At 59.6% G+C, this 22,609-nt stretch carries 18 protein-coding genes; 12 read left to right on the forward strand and 6 right to left on the reverse strand.

Features of this window, described 5'->3' with window-relative positions:
• Nucleotides 1–11: 11 nt before the first annotated feature.
• From JQF37_RS08755 to JQF37_RS08800, 10 genes are all read left to right on the forward strand, one after another.
• Nucleotides 12–413 (forward strand): ACT domain-containing protein, encoded by a 402-nt coding sequence (locus tag JQF37_RS08755; protein WP_198132540.1) that lies wholly within the window; start codon nt 12–14, stop codon nt 411–413.
• A gap of 5 nt (nt 414–418) precedes the next feature.
• A complete protein-coding gene (locus JQF37_RS08760; protein WP_130204501.1) occupies nt 419–1,021 on the forward strand; it encodes a LysE/ArgO family amino acid transporter in 603 nt (200 codons plus the stop codon).
• Nucleotides 1,022–1,198: 177 nt separating this feature from the next.
• Nucleotides 1,199–1,795, forward strand: coding sequence for a Fe-Mn family superoxide dismutase (locus tag JQF37_RS08765; protein WP_008156084.1), 597 nt, complete (start codon nt 1,199–1,201; stop codon nt 1,793–1,795).
• A 419-nt stretch (nt 1,796–2,214) separates the two neighbouring features.
• Nucleotides 2,215–4,266 carry a bifunctional diguanylate cyclase/phosphodiesterase gene (locus tag JQF37_RS08770; RefSeq protein WP_130204499.1) on the forward strand — a complete coding sequence of 684 codons (2,052 nt, stop codon included), beginning with the start codon at nt 2,215–2,217 and terminating at the stop codon, nt 4,264–4,266.
• A 167-nt stretch (nt 4,267–4,433) separates the two neighbouring features.
• Nucleotides 4,434–5,777, forward strand: coding sequence for an imelysin family protein (locus tag JQF37_RS08775; protein WP_130204497.1), 1,344 nt, complete (start codon nt 4,434–4,436; stop codon nt 5,775–5,777).
• A gap of 207 nt (nt 5,778–5,984) precedes the next feature.
• A complete protein-coding gene (locus tag JQF37_RS08780; RefSeq protein WP_130204495.1) occupies nt 5,985–7,412 on the forward strand; it encodes a di-heme oxidoredictase family protein in 1,428 nt (475 codons plus the stop codon).
• Nucleotides 7,413–7,439: 27 nt separating this feature from the next.
• A complete protein-coding gene (locus JQF37_RS08785; RefSeq protein ID WP_130204493.1) occupies nt 7,440–8,504 on the forward strand; it encodes an imelysin family protein in 1,065 nt (354 codons plus the stop codon).
• 14 nt (nt 8,505–8,518) lie between these two features.
• On the forward strand, nt 8,519–9,616 hold the full coding sequence (locus JQF37_RS08790; RefSeq protein WP_130204491.1) for a DUF1513 domain-containing protein: 1,098 nt from the start codon (nt 8,519–8,521) through the stop codon (nt 9,614–9,616).
• Nucleotides 9,617–9,823: 207 nt separating this feature from the next.
• Nucleotides 9,824–10,972, forward strand: coding sequence for an efflux RND transporter periplasmic adaptor subunit (locus JQF37_RS08795; RefSeq protein WP_130204490.1), 1,149 nt, complete (start codon nt 9,824–9,826; stop codon nt 10,970–10,972).
• Nucleotides 10,973–10,985: 13 nt separating this feature from the next.
• On the forward strand, nt 10,986–14,012 hold the full coding sequence (locus JQF37_RS08800; RefSeq protein ID WP_130204489.1) for a multidrug efflux RND transporter permease subunit: 3,027 nt from the start codon (nt 10,986–10,988) through the stop codon (nt 14,010–14,012).
• A 94-nt stretch (nt 14,013–14,106) separates the two neighbouring features.
• On the opposite strand, the gene JQF37_RS08805 is transcribed toward JQF37_RS08800, so the two are convergent.
• The 5 genes from JQF37_RS08805 to colR form a co-directional block, all read right to left on the reverse strand.
• Nucleotides 14,107–14,334, reverse strand: coding sequence for a hypothetical protein (locus tag JQF37_RS08805; protein WP_130204488.1), 228 nt, complete (start codon nt 14,332–14,334; stop codon nt 14,107–14,109).
• Nucleotides 14,335–14,336: 2 nt separating this feature from the next.
• A complete protein-coding gene (locus tag JQF37_RS08810) occupies nt 14,337–15,050 on the reverse strand; it encodes a lipopolysaccharide kinase InaA family protein (RefSeq protein WP_130204487.1) in 714 nt (237 codons plus the stop codon).
• A 4-nt stretch (nt 15,051–15,054) separates the two neighbouring features.
• On the reverse strand, nt 15,055–15,726 hold the full coding sequence (locus JQF37_RS08815) for a class I SAM-dependent methyltransferase (protein ID WP_130204486.1): 672 nt from the start codon (nt 15,724–15,726) through the stop codon (nt 15,055–15,057).
• Between the two features lie 158 nt (nt 15,727–15,884).
• The gene (locus JQF37_RS08820) at nt 15,885–17,168 is read right to left on the reverse strand and encodes a HAMP domain-containing sensor histidine kinase (RefSeq protein ID WP_130204485.1); all 1,284 of its coding nucleotides are present in this window, start codon (nt 17,166–17,168) and stop codon (nt 15,885–15,887) included.
• Nucleotides 17,158–17,841 (reverse strand): two-component system response regulator ColR, encoded by a 684-nt coding sequence (gene colR, locus JQF37_RS08825; RefSeq protein WP_047532651.1) that lies wholly within the window; start codon nt 17,839–17,841, stop codon nt 17,158–17,160. Before colR ends, JQF37_RS08820 begins: the two co-directional genes overlap by 11 nt.
• A 201-nt stretch (nt 17,842–18,042) precedes the next feature.
• Here colR and JQF37_RS08830 point away from each other — a divergent pair, with 201 nt between their 5' ends.
• A complete protein-coding gene (locus JQF37_RS08830; protein ID WP_130204484.1) occupies nt 18,043–19,992 on the forward strand; it encodes an LTA synthase family protein in 1,950 nt (649 codons plus the stop codon).
• Between the two features lie 54 nt (nt 19,993–20,046).
• Nucleotides 20,047–20,790, forward strand: a complete 744-nt coding sequence (locus tag JQF37_RS08835; protein ID WP_130204483.1) for a phosphatase PAP2 family protein — start codon at nt 20,047–20,049, stop codon at nt 20,788–20,790.
• A gap of 172 nt (nt 20,791–20,962) precedes the next feature.
• On the opposite strand, the gene groL is transcribed toward JQF37_RS08835, so the two are convergent.
• Nucleotides 20,963–22,606, reverse strand: a complete 1,644-nt coding sequence (gene groL, locus JQF37_RS08840; RefSeq protein ID WP_090324874.1) for a chaperonin GroEL — start codon at nt 22,604–22,606, stop codon at nt 20,963–20,965.
• Nucleotides 22,607–22,609 lie beyond the last annotated feature (3 nt).

Raw genomic sequence — 22,609 nt, forward strand, 5'->3', positions numbered from 1 at the left:
GGAACACCCACATGGCTGGCGAAACTTCATTGGCAACACTGCTGCGCAGCATGAGCCCGCAACTCAATGCCGGCGAGTACGTGTTCTGCACCTTGCATGACGGCCAATGGCCGGCGGGCCTGGACATCATCGGCAGCTTCCGCGAGCAGGAAGGCCTGACCGTGATTCTCGAACGCCGCCACGCCGAACAGGCGGGCTTCAGTTTCGACTACGTCGCGGCCTGGATCACCTTGAACGTGCACTCGGCCCTCGAAGCTGTCGGTCTGACCGCCGCGTTCGCCACGGCACTGGGCCAGGCCGGCATCAGTTGCAACGTGATCGCCGGCTATTACCACGACCATTTGTTTGTCGGCCAGGCCGATGCCGAACGCGCCATGCAAGTGCTGCGCGATCTGGCAGCCAACGCGGAGTAATCATTATGTGGCAAAGCTATGTGAACGGCCTGCTGGTGGCCTTCGGTCTGATCATGGCGATCGGTACCCAGAATGCGTTTGTGCTGGCCCAGAGCCTGCGTCGTGAACACCACCTCCCGGTGGCGGCGTTCTGCGTGGCCTGCGATGCATTATTGGTGGCCGCCGGGGTTTTCGGCCTGGCGACGATACTGGCGCAAAACCCGACCTTGCTGGCCATCGCCCGTTGGGGTGGTGCCGCGTTTCTGTTGTGGTACGGCACCCAGGCGTTGCGCCGGGCCTGCGCCAAACAAAGCCTGCAACAGGGCGAAAACCAGACCGTGCGCTCATTGCGAGCGGTGATGCTCAGCGCGCTGGCCGTGACCCTGCTCAACCCGCACGTCTACCTGGATACCGTGTTGCTGATTGGCTCCCTCGGCGCCCAGCAGACAGAGCCCGGTGCCTATGTGGTGGGGGCGGCGAGTGCTTCGTTGCTGTGGTTTTTCACCCTGGCGCTCGGCGCGGCATGGTTGGCGCCCTGGCTGGCTCGTCCAAGTACCTGGCGCATCCTCGACCTGTTGGTGGCCGTCATGATGTTTGCGGTAGCGTTGCAATTGATCACCGCCGGCTGATTTATTCCAAAAGGCTCTGGAACCTCTATTCCACACAGTTGTTGCGTGGTTATGCCGTCCCCCCGGTGCTATGATCCGACGCCTGCGCCGCAAAGAGTACAAACTCCCCCGGCGCTAGTCTGGCCGCCCGTGATCGGCCTTGCGCTCACCGCAACTGACCTGATTAGGAGATCCACCATGGCTTTCGAATTGCCGCCACTGCCTTACGCACACGATGCACTGCAGCCGCACATTTCCAAGGAAACGCTGGAATATCACCACGACAAGCACCACAACACCTACGTCGTGAACCTGAACAACCTGGTGCCAGGCACCGAGTTCGAAGGCAAAACCCTGGAAGAAATCGTCAAGTCTTCCTCGGGCGGTATCTTCAACAACGCCGCTCAGGTCTGGAACCACACTTTCTACTGGAACTGCCTGGCGCCAAACGCTGGCGGTCAACCTACCGGCGCGCTGGCTGAAGCCATCAACGCTGCTTTCGGTTCGTTCGACAAGTTCAAGGAAGAATTCAGCAAGACGTCCATCGGCACCTTCGGTTCCGGTTGGGGCTGGCTGGTGAAAAAGGCTGACGGTTCCCTGGCCCTGGCCAGCACCATCGGCGCCGGCAACCCGCTGACCAACGGCGACACCCCGCTGCTGACCTGCGACGTCTGGGAGCACGCTTACTACATCGACTACCGTAACCTGCGTCCGAAGTACGTCGAGGCGTTCTGGAACCTGGTCAACTGGAAGTTCGTAGCCGAGCAGTTCGAAGGCAAAACCTTCACCGCGTAAGCTCGATACCCGTCAAAAAGACCCGGCTTTCCAGCCGGGTTTTTTTTGCGTGAGTGGTTGAGTCGGTCAGTAATCGTCAGCTGGCAGGCCGCTTTCGCGGGCAAACCTGACGCCTGCAGACGAATCGCGCAATCCAAAAAGAACCAGCCCCTGTTCCCACGACGAAACCATCCTTCGACCCCTTGCCCCCACGCTACAGCCGTCTAACATCAACCAGTAGGAAAATATCTCCACATCCCCTCAAGTTGAAGGACTCGACAACCGACACAGTACTAATCGGACAATTAATCCAGTCAATAACCTATTGGCCAAACTGCAGGAAAAAGCCCGTACAGATGATTGTCCCTTTGACTGCGATCACGGGATTGCCAATACTCATGGCAACTTGATGCTACCCGCACGGAACAAGGAATAGCCCTTTGAAGCTGGAACTCAAGAACAGCTTGTCGGTGAAGTTGCTCCGGGTCGTGCTCCTGTCGGCATTGGTCGTCGGCGTAGTCTTGAGCTGCGCACAGATCGTTTTCGATGCCTATAAAACACGCCAGGCCGTCGCCAATGATGCCGAACGCATCCTCGATATGTTCCGTGACCCTTCGACCCAGGCCGTCTACAGCCTGGACCGGGAAATGGGCATGCAGGTCATCGAAGGCCTGTTTCAGGACGACGCTGTGCGCCAAGCCTCCATTGGTCATCCCAATGAAGCCATGCTCGCGCAAAAATCCCGTGAGTTGCAGCATTCCAAAAGTCGTTGGCTGACTGATCTGATCCTGGGCAAGGAGCGCACCTTCACCACCCAACTGGTGGGTCGCGGCCCTTACAGCGAGTACTACGGCGACCTGAGCATCACCCTCGACACCGCCACCTACGGGCAAGGCTTTATCGTCAGTTCGGTGATCATTTTCATTTCGGGTGTGTTGCGGGCCCTGGCGATGGGATTGGTGCTGTATCTGGTTTATCACTGGCTGCTGACCAAACCCCTGTCGCGGATTATCGAGCACCTGACCGAAATCAATCCCGACCGTCCCAGCGAACACAAGATTCCGCAACTCAAAGGCCACGAGAAAAACGAGCTGGGCATCTGGATCAATACCGCCAACCAGTTGCTGGAGTCCATCGAGCGCAACACCCATCTGCGCCACGAAGCGGAAAACAGCCTGCTGCGCATGGCTCAATATGATTTCCTCACTGGCCTGCCGAATCGCCAGCAATTGCAAACGCAGCTGGACAAGATCCTCGTCGACGCCGGCAAATTGCAGCGCCGGGTCGCCGTGCTTTGCGTCGGTCTCGATGACTTCAAGGGTATCAACGAACAGTTCAGCTACCAGACCGGCGACCAGTTGCTGCTGGCCCTGGCCGATCGACTGCGCGGGCACAGCGGTCGCCTCGGCGCCCTGGCCCGTCTGGGTGGTGACCAGTTCGCCCTGGTTCAGGCCGATATCGAACAACCCTACGAAGCCGCTGAACTGGCGCAAAGCATCCTCGATGACCTGGAAGCGACGTTTGCCCTCGATCATCAGGAAATTCGCCTGCGGGCCACTATCGGCATCACCCTGTTCCCGGAGGACGGAGACAGTACCGAGAAGCTGCTGCAAAAAGCCGAGCAGACCATGACCCTGGCCAAGACTCGATCGCGTAACCGCTATCAGTTCTATATCGCCAGCGTCGACACTGAAATGCGTCGCCGTCGCGAACTGGAGAAAGACTTGCGCGACGCCTTGGTCCGCGACCAGTTCTACCTCGTCTATCAACCGCAAATCAGCTACCGCGATCATCGCGTGGTGGGCGTCGAGGCGTTGATCCGCTGGCAACATCCGGAGCACGGACTGGTACCGCCAGACTTGTTCATTCCACTGGCCGAGCAGAACGGTACCATCATCGCCATCGGGGAGTGGGTGCTGGATCAGGCCTGCAAGCAACTGCGCGACTGGCATGACCAGGGCTTCAGCGACTTGCGCATGGCGGTGAACCTGTCCACGGTGCAATTGCACCACGCCGAGCTGCCGCGGGTGGTCAACAACCTGCTGCAGATGTACCGCCTGCCACCGCGCAGCCTGGAACTGGAAGTCACCGAAACCGGCCTGATGGAAGACATCAGCACCGCCGCCCAGCACCTGCTCAGCCTGCGTCGTTCCGGCGCGCTGATTGCCATCGATGACTTCGGAACCGGCTATTCATCGCTGAGCTACCTGAAAAGCCTGCCTCTGGACAAGATCAAGATCGACAAGAGCTTCGTTCAGGACCTGCTCGATGACGACGACGATGCAACCATCGTTCGCGCCATCATCCAATTGGGCAAGAGCCTGGGCATGCAGGTGATCGCCGAAGGTGTGGAAACTGCCGAACAGGAAACGTACATCATCTCCGAAGGCTGCCACGAAGGTCAGGGCTACTTCTACAGCAAGCCACTGCCGGCGCGGGAGTTGGGCGCTTACTTGAAGCAAGCCCAGCGCAGCAACGCCGCTATTTTGTGATCGGGTATCCGTCGCGCCTCGCTCGTGCAGGGTGGATTGCGCCCTTGTGCGAATAAGAAATATTTTCAAGAACAGTCTTTACACATAATGCGAAAGATTTGCATTATGTCGCAGTTTTGCGCGCCGGGCGCGCCATACCACCCCCCTTTCGAAGCAGGATGTTCGCCATGATTCGTATGCCTCTGGCTACCGCCAGTCTGTTGGCCATCGCAATTTCCCTCGCCGGTTGCGGTGAGGGCAAAGACAAGGAAAAGACAGCCGCCCCTGCGCCGGTCGCCAGCACTGCCGCTGCCCCGACTGCTCCAGCCGCTGCCGGCAAAGTCGATGAAGCCGCCGCCAAAGCCGTTGTCGCGCACTACGCCGACATGGTTTTCGCTGTTTACAGCGATGCCGAATCCACCGCGAAAACCCTGCAAACCGCCATCGACGCCTTCCTCGCCAAGCCGAACGCCGACACCCTGAAAGCAGCCAAGGCCGCCTGGGTCGCCGCCCGCGTTCCTTACCTGCAAAGCGAAGTGTTCCGCTTCGGCAATACCATCATCGACGACTGGGAAGGTCAGGTGAACGCCTGGCCACTGGACGAAGGCCTGATCGACTACGTCGATAAATCCTACGAGCACGCACTGGGTAACCCGGGCGCCACCGCCAATATCATCGCCAACGCTGAAGTTCAGATCGGTGAAGACAAGGTCGACGTGAAAGACATCACCCCGGAAAAACTCGCCAGCCTGAACGAGCTGGGCGGTTCCGAGGCGAACGTCGCCACTGGCTACCACGCGATCGAATTCCTGCTCTGGGGCCAGGATCTGAACGGCACCGGCCCTGGCGCCGGCAACCGTCCTGCCTCGGACTACCTGGAAGGTGCCGGCGCCACCGGCGGCCACAACGATCGTCGTCGCGCTTACCTGAAAGCCGTGACCCAACTGCTGGTCAGCGACCTGGAAGAAATGGTCGGTAACTGGAAGCCGAACGTGGCCGACAACTACCGCGCCACCCTGGAAGCGGAACCGGCTGAAACCGGCCTGCGCAAAATGCTGTTCGGCATGGGCAGCCTGTCCCTGGGCGAACTGGCGGGCGAGCGCATGAAGGTTTCCCTGGAAGCCAACTCCCCTGAAGACGAGCAGGACTGCTTCAGCGACAACACCCACAACTCGCATTTCTACGATGCCAAAGGCATTCGTAACGTGTACCTGGGCGAATACACCCGCACCGACGGCAGCAAAATGACCGGTGCCAGCCTGTCGTCCCTGGTGGCCAAGGCCGACCCGGCCGCCGACGCCGCGCTGAAAGCCGACCTGGCCGCGACCGAAGCCAAGATCCAGATCATGGTTGATCACGCCAACAAGGGCGAGCACTACGACCAGTTGATCGCTGCCGGCAACACCGCCGGCAACCAGATCGTCCGTGACGCCATTGCATCCCTGGTCAAACAGACCGGTTCGATCGAGACCGCCGCCGGCAAACTGGGTATCAACGATCTGAACCCGGACAACGCTGATCACGAGTTCTGATCAACGCTGGCTGATAAGAAGGCGACCTTCGGGTCGCCTTTTTTTTGCCTGATTTTTCAGTGATGCTGATGGCTTGCCCGCGATGGCCGTGACGCGGTCTCAACTCGAATCCTGCCCCACATCAAGTAAACGATAATTCCTCTTATTCAAATTCCCATCCCCTGTTAGACTTTGCGCCCTTGTTTTGCTCGTCTTGCAGGATGTCTGATGCCCCCGCTGCCTCTTCGCTTGTTCGCACTGTTTCTGGCCCTGGGTCTGAGTGCCTGCGATGACGCCCCGCGTTTTACCAAGGCCGAACCCGGTGAAGCCCGCTCGGGGGGCAGCGCTACCGTACGCAAGACCGATCAGAACGCCTTCTCCCTGCCCTCCGCCAACCTGCCACCCTCGCGGCGCGTGGACTTCAGTGTCGGCAACAGTTTCTTCCGCAGCCCCTGGGTAATCGCCCCGTCCACCACCACCGCCCGCGACGGCCTCGGCCCGCTGTTCAACACCAATGCCTGCCAGGGCTGCCATATCAAGGATGGCCGCGGCCACCCGCCGGGGCCCGATGCGCCGAATGCCGTGTCGATGCTGGTACGCCTGTCGATCCCCGATGCCCCGGCCTACGCCAAAATCATCGAACAACAGGGTGTCGTGCCGGAACCGGTCTATGGCGGGCAGTTTCAGGACATGGCCGTACCTGGCGTTACCCCGGAAGGCAAGGTGCGTGTCGATTACACGCCAGTGCCGGTTCGCTTCAAGGACGGTACCGAAATCGAGTTGCGCAAACCGAGCCTGAGCATCACTCAACTGGGTTACGGCCCGATGCACCCTGACACCCGATTCTCGGCCCGGGTCGCGCCGCCGATGATTGGCCTGGGCTTGCTGGAGGCGATTCCCGAAGACGCCATCCTGGCCAACGCCGCCGCTCAGGCCAGGGACAACAACGGCATCGCCGGACGCCCGAACCGGGTATGGGATGACGCGCAACAGAAAACCGTGCTCGGGCGGTTCGGCTGGAAGGCCGGGCAACCGAATCTCAATCAGCAGAACGTTCACGCGTTTTCGGGGGACATGGGTCTCACGACCAGCCTGCGTCCCTTTGATGACTGCACCGACACGCAAACGGCCTGCAAACAGGCGCCCAGCGGCAACGGCCCCGATGGCGAGCCGGAAGTCAGCGACAACATCCTGCGCCTGGTGCTGTTCTACACCCGCAACCTTGCCGTACCGGCCCGCCGCGATGTCAGCGCGCCAGAAGTGCTGGCGGGCAAGAACCTGTTTTTCCAGGCCGGCTGCCAGTCGTGCCACACACCGAAATACACCACCGCCGCCAATGCCGCAGAACCTGAGTTGGCTAACCAAGTGATTCGCCCTTACAGCGACCTGCTGCTGCATGACATGGGCGAGGGTCTGGCCGACAACCGCAGTGAATTCCAGGCCGGTGGCCGCGACTGGCGCACGCCGCCGTTATGGGGCATCGGCCTGACGCAAGCGGTCAGTGGCCACACCCAGTTCCTGCACGACGGCCGTGCCCGCAATCTGCTTGAAGCCGTGCTCTGGCATGGCGGCGAAGCCAAGGCGGCGCAGCAACAGGTTTTGACTTTCAATGCCGAGCAGCGCGCTGCGTTGCTGGCGTTTCTGAATTCTCTTTAATACGCATTCTTCCAGCGGGAGCCCGACATGTTCCGTCCCAAATTGTTGTTCACCAGCCTTGCCGCGCTAGCCCTCGGCGCTTGTTCGCCACAAGACCCGCAAGCCGTCACCTCGGCGGCCATCGCCAAATCGGTGATCCTGCCGACCTATACCCGCTGGGTCGAAGCGGACCGCCAACTGGCCGTCAGCGCCCTCGCCTACTGCGAAGGCAAGGAGTCCCTGGACACTGCCCGCGCCGACTTCCTGCACGCACAAAAAGCCTGGGCCGAACTGCAACCGCTGTTGATCGGCCCTTTGGCCGAGGGCAACCGTTCGTGGCAAGTGCAATTCTGGCCGGACAAGAAAAACCTGGTCGGCCGTCAGGTCGAGCAACTGGTCACTGCACAGCCACAGATCAACGCCGCCGACCTGGCCAAGTCCAGCGTCGTGGTGCAAGGTTTGTCGGCCTACGAATACATTCTGTTCGACAGCAAACCGGACGTGGCCGACCCGGCACAGAAAGCCAAGTACTGCCCGCTGCTGATCGCGATTGGCGAGCGTCAGAAACAACTGGCCGAAGAAATTCTCAAGAGCTGGAACAACACCGACGGCATGCTCGCGCAGATGAGCAAATTCCCGAACCAGCGCTATGCCGACGCCCACGAAGCCATCGCCGATCTGCTGCGTGTGCAAGTCACCGCCATCGACACCTTGAAGAAAAAGCTCGGCACGCCGATGGGCCGCCAGAGCAAAGGGGTTCCGCAACCCTTCCAGGCGGATGCATGGCGTAGCCAGTCTTCCCTGACCGGCATTGAAGCCAGCCTTGCCGCCGCCAAAACCGTTTGGGAAGGTGTCGATAACAAAGGTCTGCGCAGCCTGCTGCCGAGCGAGCAAAAGCCGTTGGCCGACAAGATCGACGCTGCCTACGCCGCGTCGCTGAAACTGTTCGCCAGCACCCAGCGTTCGCTGACCGAAATGCTCGCTGACGATGCCGGCCGCCAGCAACTCAACGATCTCTACGACAGCCTCAACACCGTCCACCGTCTGCACGAAGGCGAGCTGGCCAAGGCGCTGGGCATCCAACTGGGCTTCAACGCCAACGACGGTGACTGATGAGGGCGAGTGCCATGCTGCGACGTCAGGCTCTGACTTTGGGTAGTTTGCTGCTGGGAGCAGTGACACTGGGCGGCTGGACGCTGTTCAGGCAAAAGGACAAAAGCCCGTTGCTGCTTTCGGCACGGGACGATACCGATGGCAAGCACTACGCCGTCGGTTATCGGCTCGATGGCACCCGGGTGTTTGCCACCCAGGTTGGCCAGCGCTGCCACGACATCATCAATCACCCGACGCGGCCGATGGCGCTGTTCGTCGCCCGGCGTCCGGGCACCGAGAGCTACCTGATCGACTTGCGTGATGGCACGCTGCTGCAAACGGTGGCATCGCAACCGAACCGGCACTTCTACGGTCACGCCGTGATTCACAAGAGTGGCGACTGGCTCTACGCCACCGAAAACGACACGACCGATCCTGGTCGCGGCTTGCTCGGTGTGTATCAGTTCGAAGGCGAGCAGCTGGTGCATACCGGCGAGATATCCACCCATGGCCTGGGCCCGCATCAGGTGTCGTGGATGCCCGACGGTGAAACCCTAGTGGTGGCCAACGGCGGGATTCGTACCGAGGCCGAAAGCCGCGTCGACATGAACCTCGACGCCATGGAACCCAGCCTGGTCCTGATGCAACGCGACGGCACCCTGCTGAGCAAGGAAACCCTGGCCCAGCCAATGAACAGTGTGCGTCACCTGGGGATTGCCAGCGATGGCACCATCGTTGCCGGCCAGCAATTCATGGGGCCTGCCCACGAGTCCTCGGAGCTGCTGGCGATCAAGCGTCCCGGCCAGCCGTTCGTGGCGTTCCCGGTGCCCGAGCATCAACTGCAGGCCATGGGGCATTACACCGCCAGCGTCGCGGTGCACAGTGATTTGCGACTCGTCGCCTTGACCGCGCCAAGGGGCAACCGCTTCTTCATCTGGGACCTGGACAGCGGCGAAGTGCGCCTGGACGCACCTCTGCCCGATTGCGCAGGGGTCGGTGCGGTGGCCGATGGTTTTGTCGTGACCTCGGGCCAGGGTCGATGCCGGTACTACGATTGCCGCCAGACAGATCTGATTGCAAAACCGCTGGATCTGCCTGCCGGGCTCTGGGACAACCATCTGCATCTGATTTGAACACGCCTTTGCCTTTGCAGGAGCCGAGCGTGCTCGCGATGGCGGCTGCGCATTCCCTATGGCAGTGACTGATACACCACTATCGCGAGCAAGCTCGACTCCCTCAGGTTTTGCGCCCGCCAGGAAAAAGTGGCAGTTGGATTCACGCTCCCACTCGCGGTAATGTGCCCCACTGTCTCACCTGATTTTCTCCAAGGAACTGGAAATATGCTGCGTCGCCGCATGCTGATCATGTTGGGTGTTGTTCTGTTGGTCGTGCTGGTCCTGGCCGGTTACAAAGCCTTCTCCATCTACACGATGATCCAGGGCTTTGCTGCGCCAAAACCGCCGATCAGTGTCGCCGTGGCCACCGCTACCGAACAGCCATGGCAGGCCCGGCTGCCGACCGTCGGTACACTCAAGGCATTACAGGGCGTGGACCTGAGCCTGGAGACCGACGGCACCGTCGTCGATCTGCAGTTCGAGTCAGGGCAGAAGGTCAAGGCCGGCCAACCCCTGTTGCGACTCGACAGCGCGGTGGAAAGCGCCCTGCTCGAAACCGCCCAGGCCGACCTCGGGCTGGCCCAACTCGATTATGGTCGCGGCAGCCAGCTGGTGGGCAGCCAGGCCATTTCCAAAGGCGAGTTCGATCGACTCTCGGCAGTCCTGAAAAAGAGCAAGGCGTCGGTCAATCAGCTCAAGGCTGCGCTCGGCAAGAAAAGCATCGTTGCACCGTTCAGCGGAACCATCGGCATTCGTCAGGTCGACGTCGGCGACTACGTCGCCAGCGGCACCATGATCGCCACCCTGCAGGACCTCAGCAGCCTGTATGTCGACTTTTTCGTGCCCGAGCAGTCCGTGCCGAAAATCGCCATCGGCCAGCCGGTTGAAGTCATTGTCGCGGCCTACCCGGCCCAGACCTTCCCCGGCACGATCAGTGCGATCAACCCGAAACTGGAGAACAGCACGCGCAACATGCAGGTCCGCGCGACCCTGGCCAACCCGGACGGCAAGTTGCTGCCCGGGATGTTCGCCAGTCTGCAGGTGATGCTGCCTGACCCGCAGTCGCGCATCGTCGTACCGGAAAGTGCGATTACCTACACGCTCTATGGCAATTCGCTTTATGTCGTGGCAGAGAAAAAAGCCGAAGACGGCAGCCTGGAAAAAGACGACAAGGGCCAGCCGATCCTGATCGCCGAACGGCGTTTCATCGAAACCGGAGAGCGCCGTGACGGGCTGGTGATGATTACCAAAGGCGTGCAGAACGGCGAAAAAGTGGTAACGGCCGGCCAGATCAAACTGGACAACGGTGCGCACATCGCTATCAGCGACGACAAGACCCTAGCCGAGAAGAACAGTCAGCCGCGCGCTGACTGATCAAGGAACCCCCATGGCTTTTACCGACCCGTTCATCCGCCGCCCGGTGCTCGCCACCGTGGTCAGCCTGTTGATCGTACTGCTGGGCTTTCAGGCCTGGAGCAAGCTGCCGCTGCGCCAGTACCCGCAAATGGAAAATGCCCTGATTACCGTCACCACGGCCTATCCAGGGGCTAACGCCGAGACCATCCAGGGCTACATCACCCAACCGATGCAACAGAGCCTGGCCAGCGCCGAGGGCATCGACTACATGACGTCGGTCAGTCGCCAGAACTTCTCGGTGGTCTCGATTTACGCACGCGTCGGTTCAAACAGCGATCGCCTGTTCACCGAACTGCTGGCCAAGGCCAATGAGGTCAAGAACCGCTTGCCCCAGGATGCCGAAGACCCGGTCCTGAGCAAGGAGGCGGCTGACGCCTCGGCCTTGATGTACATCAGTTTCTACAGCAAGGAGCTGAGCAACCCGCAGATTACCGACTATCTGTCGCGGGTCATCCAGCCGAAACTGGCGACCCTGCCGGGCATGGCCGAGGCGGAGATACTCGGCAACCAGGTATTCGCCATGCGCCTGTGGCTGGACCCGGTGAAGCTCGCCGGTTACGGTCTGAGCGCCAGCGACGTGACCGATGCCGTGCGCAAGTACAACTTTCTCTCCGCCGCCGGTGAAGTGAAAGGCGAGTACGTGGTCACCAGCATCAACGCCAACACCGAACTCAAATCCGCCGAGGCATTCGCCGCGATCCCGCTCAAGGTCGAAGGCGACAGCCGTGTGCTGCTGCGGGATGTGGCGCGGGTCGAGATGGGCGCGGAAAACTACGACAGCATCAGCTCTTTCGGTGGCACGCCCTCGGTGTACATCGGCATCAAGGCGACACCCGGCGCCAACCCGCTCGACGTGATCAAGGAAGTGCGCAAGATCATGCCGGACCTGGAAGCCCAGCTCCCCCCCAACCTCAAGGGTGAAATTGCCTACGACGCCACACTGTTCATTCAGGCCTCAATCAATGAGGTGATCAAAACCCTGTTCGAAGCCGTGCTCATCGTGATCGTGGTCGTGTTCCTGTTCCTCGGCGCGCTGCGCACCGTGGTGATCCCGGTCGTCACCATCCCGCTGTCGATGATCGGCGTCATGTTCTTCATGCAGATGATGGGGTACTCGATCAACCTGCTGACCTTGCTGGCCATGGTATTGGCCATCGGCCTGGTGGTGGACGACGCCATCGTTGTGGTGGAAAACATTCACCGTCATATCGAGGAAGGCAAGACGCCGCTCGACGCGGCCATCGAGGGCGCCCGGGAGATCGCCATGCCGGTGGTCTCGATGACCATTACCCTGGCGGCGGTGTATGCGCCGATCGGCTTCCTGACCGGTCTCACCGGAGCATTGTTCAAGGAATTCGCCCTGACCCTGGCCGGCGCAGTGGTCATTTCCGGCATCGTCGCCCTGACGCTGTCACCGATGATGTGCGCCCTCCTGCTGCGCCACGACGAAAACCCCAGCGGCCTGGCCCATCGTCTGGATCTGATTTTCGAAAGGCTGAAGCGCCGCTATCAGAAAATGCTGCATGGCACGCTCAACACCCGCCCCGTCGTGCTGGTGTTCGCCGTGATCGTGCTGTGCCTGATTCCGGTGCTGCTCAAGTTCACCAAGTCGGAACTGGCTCCGGATGAAGACCAGGGCATCATTTTCATGCTGGCCAACGCCCCGCAACCGACCAACCTTGATTACCTGAGCGCCTACACCGACGAGTTCATCACGATCTTCAAGGCGTTTCCCGAGTACTACTCTTCGTTCCAGATCAACGGTTTCAACGGGGTGCAATCGGGGGTCGGCGGCTTCCTGCTCAAGCCCTGGAACGAGCGTAGCCGCACCCAGATGCAAATTTTGCCCGAGGTTCAGGCGAAACTGGCAGGCGTTGCCGGACTGCAGGTTTTCGGTTTCAACCTGCCGTCCCTCCCAGGCACAGGCGAGGGCTTGCCCTTCCAGTTCGTCATCAACACCGCCAGCGATTACGAGTTGCTGCTGCAAGTGATGGACCGGGTGAAAAAACGCGCGATGGAGTCCGGCAAGTTCGCTTTCGTCGATGTCGACTTGGCCTTCGACAAGCCGGAGGTCGTCGTGGATATCGATCGCGCCAAGGCGGCCCAGATGGGCGTATCGATGCAGGACCTCGGCGGCACACTGGCCACCTTGCTGGGTGAGGCGGAAATCAACCGGTTCACCATCGAGGGTCGCAGTTACAAAGTCATTGCCCAGGTCGAACGCCCCTTCCGTGATAACCCTGACTGGCTGAACCATTACTACGTCAAGAACAGTAAGGGCGAGCTGCTGGCCCTGTCGACCCTGATCTCTGTGTCTGACCGGGCGCGGCCTCGGCAATTGAACCAGTTCCAGCAACTCAATTCGGCCATTCTTTCCGGGGTGCCGCTGGTCAGCATGGGTGAGGCCATCGATGCCGTGCGCCAGATCGCACGGGAAGAAGCCCCGGCGGGATTTGCCGTCGACTATGCCGGCGCATCGCGGCAATACGTGCAGGAAGGGAGTGCGCTGTGGGTCACCTTTGCCCTGGCTCTGGCCATCATTTTCCTGGTGCTGGCCGCCCAGTTCGAAAGCTTCCGCGACCCGCTGGTGATTCTGGTCACCGTGCCGCTGTCGATCTGTGGCGCGTTGCTTCCGCTGTTCCTTGGCTGGTCGAGCATGAACATCTACACCCAGGTCGGCCTGGTGACATTGATCGGTCTGATCAGCAAGCACGGGATCCTGATCGTCGAGTTCGCCAACCAGTTGCGCAAGGAAAAAGGCCTGACGCCACGCGAGGCCGTAGAGGAAGCCGCAGCCATTCGTCTGCGCCCGGTGTTGATGACGACCGCTGCCATGGTCTTCGGCATGGTGCCATTGATCATCGCCACGGGGGCGGGTGCCGTCAGCCGCTTTGATATCGGTACCGTCATCGCGACGGGGATGTCGATCGGGACGCTGTTCACATTGTTTGTATTGCCCTGCGTATACACACTGCTGGCTAAACCCGACAAACCTTGAATAATACCGATCGCTCAGCGTCAGCGAGCGTTGAGCAATCAGGCACAAAAAAGGCCTCGCATTAGCGAGGCCTTTTATTTGGGCTTCATGCTGTTCAACTTTGCGGTCTCAATCCTTGAGTGAGCCCGAACATAAACAACAACAAATCATGATCGGGCTGGGTTGCTGCGGACGCCTTGGCTACCCGCGGCAATGGGCAATGCGCGCCACCGTGCGCTGAACTGAGAACTTGCGTGCGGGGCTCCTCCCAAGCAGCCACCGCCAGTGAAGCAACCGCCAAGGCTCCTGCCAGAAACAAACCTCGCGCGACTTCGAGTTTCATTGCTATAAACCTTTGATAGCGCTGCCAAACGCCGTGTTGTAAAAGTAGACGAGTTTGTTCCAGTCCGTCGTGTTGAACGACGAATGGCGGCGCAACTGCTTCATGTCATGGATCGCCGCGCGCCGGGCGCTGAGGCGTTGGCGGCATTTTTCCAGGTCAATGAGGGCGACCTCGACCTTGGCTGCATCCCCCTCGCCCGTCACGCGTACGAACACGTGCTTGATATAGATACAGCTGTGCTGCCAGCGGCCTTTGTGCATACGGGCCAGGTTCTCGGCCAGATCCTTGAGTACGCGATCATGCACCGCCTCGCCGTAACGCTCACGGCCGCCGCCTGCGTACCATTGTTCGATTTCTTCAAAACCGTCCAGTGATTTGGTCACCAGCAACGCGCGCCATTTGTGCACGGGATCGCGCTGAGCGCCGCAGAAAATGATGTCCGGAACACGAACGCCGAGCTCACGAACACCGATGAGTGCATCACGTTCGCGCAACACCGTCGGCCGACCGAACGGGTGCAACCAAGTGCGATAGATATGCCCGGTCTGCCGTTTGACGTACAGCAACTGACCATCGCTGCCCACGACCCGTTGCACACCGCTTTCACCACCGCGACGGACGTTGGGTTCTTCTACCCATTCACCACGCTGGTTCCAGAAATAGTCGAAGCGGTCCTGGGGAGCGACTTCCGTTTCTGCTGCACATTGCACTGCCATTCAATTACCTCTTGCGTAATACGTAAACCCGCCACATCGCATAGAGCGGTAAAAAGTCCAGTTGTTCCTGAATGCGGAAACCCGCCTGTTCAAATTCTTTTTCTACCGTTGCTGCCGGTAATACAAATCGGTTTTGGTAGCCTTCCTGCCTGCGGTTTTTCTCCGCGCGCTTGCGCTTCCAGGCTTTGAAATTGCCGTCCACCCACAATGAAAGAATCACACTGTCACGGGTGACGCGTTCGAATTCACGCAAGATGGTCAGTCGATGCTCGGCTTCACCGATGTGATGGAGCAACCGCATGCAGAAAATGCTGTCGACGGCGTTATCAGGCAAAGCGATATCGAATGCGGATGTTTGCAAGGTTTGCACCCGCTTCACCACATCGGCCGGTTGCGCCTGCGTCGCAACCTTCAACATGGACTCGGAGTTATCGGCGCCGATGATCACGCGATTGGGCTTTTCTGCCAGCAACGGCCAGAAACGCCCCGCGCCGCAGGGTAAATCAAGGACCAGCCCCGGCTCACCAACCAGCGTCAGTGCTTTTCGCGCCAATTGTTCATCCCGCCAGTGAGACAGCCGGCGGCCAAGTCCTTCCTTGTGCTTGCGCAGGTACCGTTGGGCGTGTTGGTCGTCGTACTTTTCGGAAAAATCCAGTTTGACCGGGCCATCTGCCATTATCAAAGTCTCCTGAGCTTCTGATACCAACCACCTTAGGTAGCGAATAGTCAGTGTCAGGTTACGCCTTTGTGAAAAAAAAGTTATGTAAAAGCCAGAACTTTTTCAAGATTTTACAAGGCTGCGACAGGGGCAAGAGTTGGCCGACTTCAGGCTAATCAGTTCACATTGGATGGATACAGCTGCACCTCAAAACGACAACCGTTGGGTTCCATGGTTGTCAGACTGACGCTCCAGCCCTGGTTTTCACAAATTCGTTGTACCAGCGACAGCCCAAGGCCCAACCCCTCACCGCGTTTTTCGGTACCACGGACGAAAGGTGCGAACATCGCTTCGCGCTTTTCTTCGGGGATGCCCACTCCACTGTCTTCGACCAGGAACCCATTGCTCGTGAGGGTCAAGCGGATGAATCCATGCTCAGTGTAATGAAGCGCGTTACGCAGCAGGTTGCCCATCACCGCGTGCAGCAGGGTCGCGTTATAAGAGGTGGATTGCGGACTACCGGGTTCGAAGATCAACCTCAGTCCTTTCGCCTCGATCGGCTCTCGCCAAAGATTCAGTAGCCCATCGGCCACCTGACGAACGGATTGCTGCGGCGCCATACTGGCGTCTTCGCGTTGAGCGCGGGCCAGCATCAAGAAGGTCTGAACCAACTCGCGCATCTCCTCACAGGCACGAGCGATTCGCTCGACCTGAGCGCGGCCGCGCTGATCGATCCCCGGGTTTTCCAACAGCAATTCGCAGGAACTGGCCAGCACCATCAAAGGCGTGCGCAGTTCGTGGCTGACGTCACTGGTAAACAGTCGCTCCCGGGACAATGCCTGACGCAAGCGTCCGAGGGTGGCGTCGAAAGCCACGGCCAGCTCGCCCACTTCATCGGCGGCATAATCCGGCGCCAGAGGTGGCGCCAGCCCTAGCAACTGGTCACGATGACGCACCTGGCGGGCCAACCGAACCACCGGGGCCATCACCTTGCGCGCCAGCACCCAGCCGAGAAAAACCGCCAGCGCCAGGCTGAGCACGAAGCCCACCAGCACCACGGCAAACAGGACCCGCTCGCGCTCTTCGAAGTCGCTCTGGTCCTGCAACAGCACATAGTGCCGTCCGTCGACTATTTCGACCATCGCGTGGTATGACAGATTCTCGCGGAACACTTCATGAAATCCCGCGTCCAGGTGCCGCAAATCCTTGGGCATCTCGAAGTCTCCATGCCCACCACTGAAATAGAACAACTGGTCCGGTTCAGGGCGATGGCTCCACTCCTCGACGTTGTCCATCAGTAACAGGCGTTGCAGGTCGCCACCCAGACCTGCCGAAATAAGCTTTTCTTCCACCAGGTGCACGGTGGCGATAATGCCCATGGCAAAGGCGCCCGCCACCAATGCGCTCATCAACGCGAAGGCAATGATGATGCGCTGGGAAAGGCTCTGCTTAAACTCCATCACGGCCCTCGGCCAAGCGGTAACCCACGCCGTGCACAGTCTGCAGCAACGGTTTGGCGAATGGCTTGTCGATCACTTGACGTAATTGATGAACGTGGCTGCGCAGGCTGTCACTGTCTGGGCAGTCATCGCCCCACAGCGCTTCTTCGAGAATTTCCCGACGCAGCACGTGAGGGCTTTTCTGCATCAGCACGGCCAGCAGCTTCAGGCCCACCGGATTGAGTTTGAGCAGGCGACCTGCGCGGGTAACTTCCAGCGTATCGAGGTCGTAGCTCAAATCGCCGACCTGCAAGGTGCGACGACCGCCACCCTGGGTACGGCGCATGACCGCCTCAATGCGCGCAGCCAGTTCTGACAGGGCAAAGGGCTTGATCAGGTAATCATCGGCGCCGGACTTGAAGCCTTGCAGCCGGTCATCCAGTTGATCGCGGGCGGTGAGCATGATCACCGGCGTATCGCGTCGGGCGTCTTCGCGAAGGCGTTTGCACAAGGTATAGCCGTCAATACCGGGCAGCATGATGTCGAGGACGATCAAGTCGTAATGTTCGGTGGCCGCCAGGTGCAGGCCCGACAAACCGTCCTGCGCACAATCCACGGTGTAACCCTTGAGTCCCAGGTAATCAGCCAGATTGGCGAGGATATCGCGGTTGTCTTCAACCAATAAAATTCGCATCGGCATCTCCTCCGTATACAGTAACGGCCGTCTTGGCCCGCGCAGCTTAAGGCCAAGAGCTGCTCACGGCTAGGGCCGCAGGGTGCAGAGTCGACTTAGGCGACCAAAGCAGCCAATTAACGAGTTTTTCACCCCCTGTTCACAAGCCAGCGACCGCTCTTGAAGTAGGGTGGTTCTGATTGTTTATAAGGAATGATGCCAGTGGATGTTTTAAAGACGGCGCCCATGCGTTTTCTACAGCTGATTGCCGGCACTTGGCTGGCCATTTTTTTCCTGACCCGAATGGTTTTGCTGCTGACTCACCTGGATGAGGCCGGTAGCGGTTTCCTTTCGGTTTTCGGTGTCGGACTGCTTTACGACCTCGGTTTCATTGCCTATGCCGTGCTGCCGATGGGGTTGTATTTGCTGCTCTGCCCGCCAGCATTGTGGCGCCGCCGTGGCCATCGCTGGTTTCTTCAGGGACTGTTGACCGTCAGTCTGTTTGCAATGTTGTTTACCTCGGTGGCCGAATGGCTGTTCTGGGATGAGTTCGGCGTGCGCTTCAACTTCATTGCCGTCGACTACCTGGTGTACTCCGACGAGGTGCTTAACAACCTGCTCGAGTCCTATCCGATTGGCACATTGCTGAGCATCCTCACCGTCCTGGCCATTGCCTTGAGCTTCGCACTGCGCAAGCCCTTCAATGCTGCGATGAACGCACCGTTGCCGCCGCTGCGCACCCGCCTGGCCAATGCGCTGGGCCTGTTGATCGCCGCCGGTCTGAGCGCACAACTGCTTAACCAGGATGCCCCGCGTGCCCAGGGTGGCAACGCCTATCAAAACGAACTGGCGAGCAATGGCCCTTATCAGTTCTTCGCAGCCTTTCGCAATAATGAACTGGATTACCAGCAGTTCTACAACACCCGCCCCCCTGCCGTTGTCGCGCAACAGATTCGCGCCGAGTTGAGCGAACCCGGCGCCCGCTTCATCGGCGAGGATCCACAAGACATTCGTCGGCTCATCGACAATCCTGGCACGCCGCGCAAGCCCAACATCATATTGGTCACCATCGAAAGCTTCAGTGCCAAGTACATGGGCAGCAACGGCGACGAGCGAAATCTGACCCCGAACCTCGACGCCCTGCGTAAACAGAGCCTGTACTTCAACAATTTCTACGCCACCGGCACCCGCACCGATCGCGGCCTGGAGGCCATCACCCTGGCGATCCCGCCAACGCCGGGTCGTTCGATCGTCAAGCGTGTGGGTCGCGAAAGCGGCTTTGCCAGCCTCGGTCAGCAACTCAAAGCCGTGGGCTATGACAGCGTATTTGTCTACGGCGGACGCGGTTACTTCGACAACATGAACGCCTTTTTCGGCGGCAATGGCTACCGGATCGTGGACCAGAGCAGCGTCGATGAGTCGGAGATCCACTTCAAGAACGCCTGGGGCATGGCCGACGAAGATCTCTACAGACAAACGCTCAAGCTGGCGGACGCGGATCATGCAAAGCAACAGCCGTTCCTGCTGCAATTGATGACGACGTCCAACCATCGCCCTTATACCTATCCAGACGATCGAATCGACATCAAATCCGGTAACGGGCGCGATGGCGCGGTTAAATACACCGACTACGCCATTGGCGAGTTCCTCGATCAGGCTCGCAAAAAGCCCTGGTTCGACAATACAATCTTTATCTTCGTCGCCGACCATACCGCCGGCAGCGCAGGCAAGGAGGACTTGCCGATCAGCAACTACCAGATTCCGTTGTTCATCTATGCGCCCAAGCTGATTGAAGCCCGTGAGACAGCACAGCTGGCCAGCCAGATCGACCTGGCCCCCACGCTGATGGGGCTGCTGAATCTGGATTATGTGTCGACGTTCTTTGGTCGCAACCTGCTGCAGGACAATCCTCTGCCGCCGCGCGTGGTGGTCGGCAATTATCAGCATTTGGGCCTGTTCGACGGCAAGGATCTGGCCATCCTGAGTCCCCGTCAGGGCCTGCGGCGTCACGATGAAGCATTGACCGAGAGTCGCGAGTCCAGGGCCACTGCCACCGACCCGCTGATCACCCGGGCAATCACCTATTACCAAACCGCCAGTTATGGCTACAAGCAACAGCTGCTTGACTGGAAAGCGCCCATGGAGGGCACCGATCAAGTCGGCGAACGTTAACCGAAAAGCCCCGGGCTGATGCCCCGGGGCTTTTTCAATTGCTCAGGATCCATCATGTCATCAACCGTTGTCCGCCCTGCCTCTCGCCCGCTTAATTTCTGGGTGTGCCTGGGCGTTCCCGCCATCGCGGCGATCACTCTTGTGTTGCTCGAACTGACGTCCCTGGACATGGATCTCGCCAGGCTGTTCTACGACCCGGTAGCCGGTGAATTCATCGGCAGGCACAGCTACTTCCTGGAAGACATCCTGCACGACCGCGCCAAGCAAGTGGTCATCGCGTTTTCGGTGTTCGCCATCCTCGGTTTCATTGGCTCGTTCTTCATGGACAAACTCAAGCCGTTCAAACGGGAGCTGGGTTGCCTGGTGCTGTCCCTTGGTTTGGCGACTTCGTTTGTTACCCCGATGAAAGCGGTGACGGCGGTGCAATGCCCGTGGAGTCTTGAGCAGTTCGGCGGCCACGAAACCTACAGCGAATTGTTGAGCCCTCGCCCGCCCACCAATAAACCGGGGCGATGCTGGCCAGGCGGACATGCCGCGACCGGGTTCACACTGTTCGCCCTGTTCTTCGTACTGCGCGACCGTCGGCCACGCATGGCGCGCGCCGCGTTTGTCTTCGCCTTCACCCTGGGCACGGTGTTTTCCCTTGGCCGGATGATGCAGGGTGCGCACTTTTTCTCGCACAACGTCTGGACAGCGATTTTCTGCTGGCTGATCTGTTTGGGGTCGTATTACTGCATTCTTTATCGGCCGGCGATGAAGGCGCAACGCGAGGCAAACGCAGAAGCTGTCGGCGCCTGAAACGACGCCAGCGCAGGCACGCCGCGCGCCCACACTGGATTGCTCTGTACTTGTGCAAGCGCGGCCAGCCCGCAGTGGTAGCGATGCGGTCTACCAAGTCGCCAACGTGAAGCCAATAAAAAACCCCGACTGCTTTCGCAGGCGGGGTTTTTTCGTACGGGGTAAGGCTGGCTTACATCATGCCGCCCATGCCACCCATGCCGCCCATGTCTGGCATGCCGCCGCCAGCTGGTGCGTCTTCCTTGATCTCGGCGATCATGGCTTCGGTAGTGATCATCAGGCTGGCAATCGACGAAGCCGCTTGCAGAGCCGAACGGGTCACTTTGGCCGGGTCCAGGATGCCCATTTCGATCATGTCGCCGTATTCGCCGGTCGCAGCGTTGTAACCGAAGTTACCTGCGCCTTGCTTGACCTTGTCGACCACAACGCTTGGCTCGTCACCGGAGTTGGCAACGATCTGACGCAGCGGCGCTTCTACAGCGCGACGCAGCAACTGGATGCCAACGTTCTGATCATCGTTGTCGCCTTTCAGCTCGCTGATAGCTTGCAGGGCACGAACCAGTGCCACGCCGCCGCCAGGTACCACGCCTTCTTCAACGGCTGCACGGGTAGCGTGCAGGGCGTCTTCAACGCGGGCTTTCTTCTCTTTCATTTCGACTTCGGAGCCAGCGCCAACCTTGATCACTGCTACGCCGCCGGACAGCTTGGCCAGACGCTCTTGCAGTTTTTCACGGTCGTAGTCCGAGGAAGTTTCAGCAACCTGGGCACGGATCTGGGTGATGCGTGCTTCGATGTCGCCTTGTACGCCAGCACCGTCAACGATGATGGTGTTTTCCTTGGACAGGGTGACGCGCTTGGCGTTGCCCAGGTGCTCCAGGGTGGTGCTTTCCAGGCTCAGACCGATCTCTTCGGAGATCACGGTACCGCCGGTCAGAACAGCGATGTCCTGCAGCATGGCCTTGCGACGGTCGCCGAAGCCTGGAGCCTTGACGGCTGCGACTTTAACGATGCCACGCATGTTGTTCACAACCAGAGTCGCCAGGGCTTCGCCTTCAACGTCTTCGGCCACGATCAGCAGTGGGCGGCCGGCTTTGGCAACGGCTTCCAGCACTGGCAGCATTTCGCGGATGTTCGAGATCTTCTTGTCGACCAGCAGGATCAGCGGACCGTCGAGTTCGGCAGTCATGGTTTCCGGCTTGTTGACGAAGTACGGGGACAGGTAGCCACGGTCGAACTGCATGCCTTCTACAACCGACAGTTCGTTTTCCAGGCCCGAGCCTTCTTCAACGGTGATCACGCCTTCTTTACCGACTTTTTCCATGGCTTCGGCAATGATGTCGCCGATGGAGCTGTCGGAGTTGGCGGAGATGGTGCCGACCTGAGCGATTGCCTTGGTGTCAGCGCATGGCTTGGACAGGCCTTTCAGCTCTTTGACGATCGCGATGGTCGCTTTGTCGATACCGCGTTTCAGGTCCATCGGGTTCATGCCGGCAGCGACGGCTTTCAGGCCTTCGTTGACGATCGATTGAGCCAGAACGGTAGCGGTGGTGGTGCCGTCGCCCGCGTCATCGTTGGCACGGGAGGCAACGTCTTTGACCAGCTGCGCGCCCATGTTTTCGAAACGGTCTTTCAGTTCGATTTCTTTGGCTACGGAAACGCCATCCTTGGTGATGGTCGGAGCGCCGAAGCTCTTCTCGATGATCACGTTACGGCCTTTCGGGCCCAGGGTCGCTTTTACCGCGTCAGCCAGGACGTTGACACCGGTCAGCATTTTTTTGCGGGCGGAATCGCCGAATTTAACTTCTTTAGCAGCCATGAT

It is taken from the genome of Pseudomonas sp. MIL9 (genome assembly GCF_016887925.1).
Lineage (GTDB): Bacteria > Pseudomonadota > Gammaproteobacteria > Pseudomonadales > Pseudomonadaceae > Aquipseudomonas > Aquipseudomonas mohnii.